Here is a 1,001-nt window from a genome sequence, read left to right on the forward strand (position 1 = left end):
ACGGGTGTGCAGAGGCGCACATTTGAAGCGATGGTTTCGGTGCTTTTTGCGGCCAAACGCAAGCACAAGGCGGCCGGCGGCAAGCCCAACACGCTTGGCATCGAAGACCAGCTTCTGATGATGTTGGGATATTGGCGCGAATACCGGACCTATTTTCATATCGCGCAAGCCTATGGACTGAGCGAAAGCGCGGCATACCGCAACATCAAATGGTGTGAAAACACTCTGGCAAAGAGCAAAGCCTTTCGTTTGCCAGGCCGCAAGACCGTTGCGGCAAGCGAGCGGGCGTTCGACATCGTCTTGATCGACGCAACCGAAACGCCCATCGAACGGCCAAAAAAAACAAAGGCGTTATTATTCGGGCAAGAAAAAGCGGCACACGCTGAAAACCCAGCTCGTCGTCGAAAAATCGACACGCCGCATTCTCTGCCTCGCGCACGAAAAAGGACGGCGGCACGACTTCAGGCTGTTCAAGCGGTCGAAAGTTCATCTGCGTCCTGAGACGAAGGCCGTTGTCGACAGCGGCTATCAAGGCTTGCAGAGGCGGCACGCCAACACGGCGATGCCGAAAAAACGTAGCAAAAAGAAACCGTTGTCCGCAAGCGACAAGGAAAAAAACCGCGCCATCTCCAGCGAACGCGTGGCTTGCGAGAACGTCATCGCAATGCTCAAGCGCTTCAAGATCATCGCCGACCGTTACCGAAACCGCCGCCGCCGTTTCGGCCTGCGCTTCTTCCTCATCGCCGCACTCTATAACATGGAACTCCCGGCCGCATGACGGTTATGCAAGAGGTCTAATGAAGTTAACGATCGTTCCGGACATTTTCGTCTCCCGCTTGGGCCCTCCGGATCGAACGATGCCCGACCCCGAGTGCCGAGGTTTGGATTCGTAAAGCAACCAGTTGACCGGTAATGATCATATTCCCCTTAACGTAGTTGGTAAGAAAAATGGCGCCAGTCAACGCCGAGACACTAACCCGGTGCAATTATATGATCAAGCT

Annotated in this window: 1 protein-coding gene; it reads left to right on the forward strand. The window is 54.7% G+C overall.

The genetic code is table 11. The features are described from left to right. Positions 1–778 (forward strand): IS5 family transposase gene (locus ACREXZ_RS30915; protein ID WP_431767925.1). Its coding sequence is split into 2 segments (ribosomal slippage), with 780 coding nucleotides annotated over them: positions 1–338 and positions 337–778; the frame shifts between segments, so codons are not numbered across the junction. This gene is flagged as partial in the annotation. Between the last annotated feature and the right edge of the window lie 223 nt (positions 779–1,001).

The organism is Paraburkholderia sp. (genome assembly GCF_050742655.1).
GTDB lineage: Bacteria > Pseudomonadota > Gammaproteobacteria > Burkholderiales > Burkholderiaceae > Paraburkholderia.